We start from the raw sequence: 462 nt of genomic DNA on the forward strand, positions 1-462 counted from the left end.
AGGTGGCCGGGGTGCTGGGCCGCACCGCCGCCGGCGCCCGGCTGCGCTGGGAGGTCGCCGGGCCGCCCGCCCTGGCCGCCATCCATGCCGACGACCTGGCCGAGGCGCTGGGCGCGCTGCTGGAGAATGCCGCCCGCTTCGCCCGGACCCGCGTGCGCGTCGAGGTGCGGGAGGAGGGCGAGGCGCTGCTGGTCGCCGTGGTCGATGACGGGCCGGGCCTCGCCGCGTCCGACCATGCGGAGGCGCTGCGGCGCGGCGGGCGGCTGGACGAGGCGGGGTCCGGGTCCGGCCTCGGCCTGGCGATCGCGCGGGAGGTGGCGGAGGAGGTGGGCGGGGCGCTGCGCCTGGGCCCGACCGCGCCGGGCGCGATGACGGTGTCGCTGCTGCTGCCCGCTGCCGGCCATGCGGGAGGCGGTGGACCGCATCGCCCGTGCCGGCGGCACGCCGCTGGCGGTGGCGAAG

At 80.7% G+C, this 462-nt stretch carries 1 protein-coding gene; it reads left to right on the top strand.

Translation table 11 applies throughout. From position 1 onward, the window contains the following. Positions 1 to 462 (top strand): ATP-binding protein (locus E2C05_RS32485; RefSeq protein ID WP_240047004.1); only part of this gene is annotated, 462 nt, incomplete at both ends.

This window comes from Paracraurococcus ruber, assembly GCF_004353985.1.
Taxonomy (GTDB): domain Bacteria; phylum Pseudomonadota; class Alphaproteobacteria; order Acetobacterales; family Acetobacteraceae; genus Paracraurococcus; species Paracraurococcus ruber.